General features: G+C 61.9%; 4 protein-coding genes and 1 pseudogene. 3 read left to right on the forward strand and 2 right to left on the reverse strand.

What is annotated here, in order from left to right:
- Together EOA32_RS35610 and EOA32_RS35615 are read right to left on the reverse strand one after the other, a co-directional pair.
- Nucleotides 1–405 (reverse strand): annotated as a pseudogene (locus EOA32_RS35610) (hypothetical protein); the annotation flags it as partial.
- 95 nt (nucleotides 406–500) lie between these two features.
- Entirely contained in the window at nucleotides 501–1,331 is an 831-nt protein-coding gene (locus tag EOA32_RS35615; protein ID WP_066992621.1) for a cell envelope integrity EipB family protein, read from the reverse strand.
- Between the two features lie 138 nt (nucleotides 1,332–1,469).
- Here EOA32_RS35615 and EOA32_RS35620 point away from each other — a divergent pair, with 138 nt between their 5' ends.
- The 3 genes from EOA32_RS35620 to EOA32_RS35630 all read left to right on the forward strand — a co-directional run.
- Nucleotides 1,470–1,934, forward strand: coding sequence for a RidA family protein (locus EOA32_RS35620; protein ID WP_066992618.1), 465 nt, complete (start codon nucleotides 1,470–1,472; stop codon nucleotides 1,932–1,934).
- Nucleotides 1,935–1,946: 12 nt separating this feature from the next.
- Nucleotides 1,947–2,675, forward strand: a complete 729-nt coding sequence (locus EOA32_RS35625; RefSeq protein WP_128374182.1) for a glycerophosphodiester phosphodiesterase — start codon at nucleotides 1,947–1,949, stop codon at nucleotides 2,673–2,675.
- A 144-nt stretch (nucleotides 2,676–2,819) separates the two neighbouring features.
- A partial coding sequence (locus EOA32_RS35630; protein WP_189407656.1) for a peptidogalycan biosysnthesis protein occupies nucleotides 2,820–3,097 on the forward strand: 278 nt, incomplete at its 3' end.

The raw sequence follows: 3,097 nt of genomic DNA on the forward strand, positions 1-3,097 counted from the left end.
GTTGCCGGGAATCTGCGCGATCAGATTGTTGGCCAGCCAAAATTTCTGCATCAGCCGACCGAGCCCGTTCACCACCCCATGTGTTGCCCATGAGGCGGCAAGCGGGCTGACGCGCGAGACGATCTCCTTGTCGATCATCCAGTCGGTGAAGAATTCCGGATGGTTGGGCGTGATGAACGTCGCTTGGCCTTGGCCACAGCAGGTCTGCAGCTTCTGTTGGTCGGCGACGGGAAAGTCGATGTGACGCACATTGGCGACGCCGCGCAGGCCGGCGAGCCGATTGAACGGCAACAAGTCGCGGAAGCCGGGAACCCCTCGCAGCATGACGATCCGGTTGACGATCGTCATCACCTTGATCAGCGCCGGATTGGGTCGCGGCGCCACGAACACGTCGATCCTGCCCAAGCTTTCCCCCGAAATGCCTACGGGAATGCTGGAACGGGATTGCGGCGCCTTCAAGTCGGGCTCGGCGACGGATCGCCGTAGTGGTTAACCCGCCGCTATTTCGAGGCCGGACAGGGCTTGGCCTGATCGAACAGCGACAGGTTCACCAATTTGCCGGTCATCGAGAAGTCGCCATAGTCCATGACGAGGTCGCGCGTGATGCCGTTCTCATGCAGTTTGAAGCTGATCCGGTACTCCGGCACCTCTTCGCCGCTTTTGTCGGTGTCGTCGAAATAGGCGATGTCGACCGGCCAGTATTTGTCGGTGGCAAGCTTGGCGAGCGCCGGCGCTTCCGGGTCCGCCTTGTCGGCGTCGGCTCTTTTGCCGACGACGACGGTGGTCGTCATCACCTTATTGGCATCCTCGGAGCCGTCGAACAGATTGGTCTGATAGAAGTTCTCGCCCTTCTCGGCCTTGCCGATCAGCTCCACGAGGTGCTGGGTGGGGAACTGCGTGGCGGCGAGCTCGAGCGTGTTCTTCTCGGGCTTGTCGATGTTGACTTTGAGGCCTTTCGGCTCCCTGGTCGCCATACCCTTGACTTCCTTGTCGAGGTTCTGGTCGACGAAGGACTTCGTCACGAAGGAGAAGGTCTTGCCTTCCGCGTCCTCGAACGTCGTCGTCTGCTGATCGGTCAGCCTGGTGTTCTCGCTGGTGACGATCTGCGTGACGAAACGGAACTTCACCGTATAGCCCTCGCAGGGAGAGCCGTTGAACTCATAGACCATGCGGCCGGAGATGCCTGTGATGCCGGAGCGGTCGGACGCCTTGTTGAGCGTGAGATCATAGACGGCGCGGTGCGCCTGCAGCGCTGGCACGGCAAGGGCCGGAGTCATCGGGATGGCCGCCGACAGGAGAGCGGCGGAAAGGAAAAGGCGCGTCAAGCGCATGCAGTGCTCCGATCGTCGCGGCCGATGGCAGGCCGCAGGGAAAGATGGTCCAGCTTAAAAAAAGTCGTGGCGGAAGCGAGGCAAAAATAGCAATTTCGGCCCCGCCAACGCGGCGCCTTCCAGCAATAGGGAAAACCAATGAGCGAAACAATCGAAAAGCGGCTAAGCGATCTCGGCGTCGCCATTCCGGCCGCAGCAGCGCCGGCCGCCAACTACGTGCCCTACTGCCGGACAGGCAACACGCTCTTCACCGCCGGGCAGCTGCCGCTGAAGGACGGCAAGCTGCAGGCAAGCGGGCTGCTTGGCCGCGACATCGATACCGCCGCCGGCAAGGAGGGCGCAAAATTCTGCGCCATCAACATTCTGGCGCAGGCCAAGGCAGCACTTGGCGATCTCGAAAAAATCCGCCGGCTGGTCAAGATCACGGTCTTCGTCGCCTCGGCGCCGGACTTCGTCGAGCAGCATCTGGTCGCCAACGGCGCCTCCGACTTCCTCGTCGCGGTCCTCGGCGAACGTGGCAAGCACGCTCGCTCCGCCGTCGGCACCGCGTCGCTCCCGCTCAACGCCGCGGTCGAGATCGAAGCGATCTTCGAAGTCGAGTGAAACGAGCCTGACATGACCGACCTTTCCTGGTTGATTGCCCGCCCCGTCGCGCATCGCGGCTTCCATGACATGAACAAGACACGCTGGGAGAACACGCTGTCGGCCTTCGCCGCGGCAGCCGACCGCGGTTACGCGATCGAATGCGACGTGCATGTCTCGTCCGACGGCGTTCCCGTCATCATCCACGACTGCGACCTGAAACGTCTGACAGGCGAGGATGGCTTCGTCTGGCAACTCACCGCGGCCGAGCTCACCGCGCTCAAGGTGGGCGGCACGAAAGATCATGTGCCGACGTTGCAGGAGGCGCTCGACCTGATCGACGGACGCGTGCCGCTGGTGGTCGAGCTGAAAGGTGTTCCCGGCCACGACAAAGGATTGGTCGCGAGCGTCGGCAGGCTGCTCAAGCGCTACACTGGCAAGGTGGCGATCATGTCGTTTGACCATTGGCTGATCCGCGACTTCGCCAAGGAGGCGCCGGGCATTCCCGGCGGGCTGACCGCCTACGGCAAGGACGACCAGCTGATCGAGGCGCATTTTGCCATGCTGGCGCACAACCTCGCCTTCACCTCTTACGCCGCCGGCGATCTGCCGAACCCGTTCGTCAGCTTCGTGCGCGAAAAGCTCAAGATGCCGGTCATCACCTGGACCGTGCACGACCAGCCGGCGGTCGACCTCACCTTCAAATATGCCGACCAGATGACCTTCGAGGGCTTTGAGCCGGACCTGGTCAAGGTCGCCTAGAGCTGGATGATTTCAGGTCGAACGACCTGGATCAGATCCGAGCATGATGCCGTCCGAAAACCGCTTCGCACTTTCGGCATCATGCTGTGAGGCAGTGCCTGAAACGTGACTTGTAGCTGCCCTGAGGACGCTTAAATAAGCCGGATGGATCAGGGTGACGACGACGATGGACCGACAGCGAATGCGGACTATTCGGTCCGCATCGCGACCACCATCGGCGCATTCACCTGCGATGAATGGAACGGCTTCGCCGGAACCGCGCGCGGCGACAAAGCAAACGGCTACAACCCGCTCGTTTCATTCGGTTTTCTGAGCGCGCTTGAGGATTCTGGCTGTGCCGTGCGGCGCACCGGCTGGCAGGGTCATCACCTCAGGCTCGAGACGGCACAAGGCAAGCTGCTGGGCGCCGTGCCTTGCTATCT

The sequence above is a fragment of the Mesorhizobium sp. M1A.F.Ca.ET.072.01.1.1 genome, assembly GCF_004023325.1.
Classification (GTDB): Bacteria; Pseudomonadota; Alphaproteobacteria; order Rhizobiales; family Rhizobiaceae; genus Mesorhizobium.

What these genes read in the sequence shown, in the direction of transcription:
- EOA32_RS35625 (WP_128374182.1), top strand. Translation starts at nt 1,947, where the DNA reads ATGACCGACCTTTCCTGGTTGATTGCCCGCCCCGTCGCGCATCGCGGC.
- EOA32_RS35615 (WP_066992621.1), bottom strand. Translation starts at nt 1,331, where the DNA reads ATGCGCTTGACGCGCCTTTTCCTTTCCGCCGCTCTCCTGTCGGCGGCC.
- EOA32_RS35620 (WP_066992618.1), top strand. Translation starts at nt 1,470, where the DNA reads ATGAGCGAAACAATCGAAAAGCGGCTAAGCGATCTCGGCGTCGCCATT.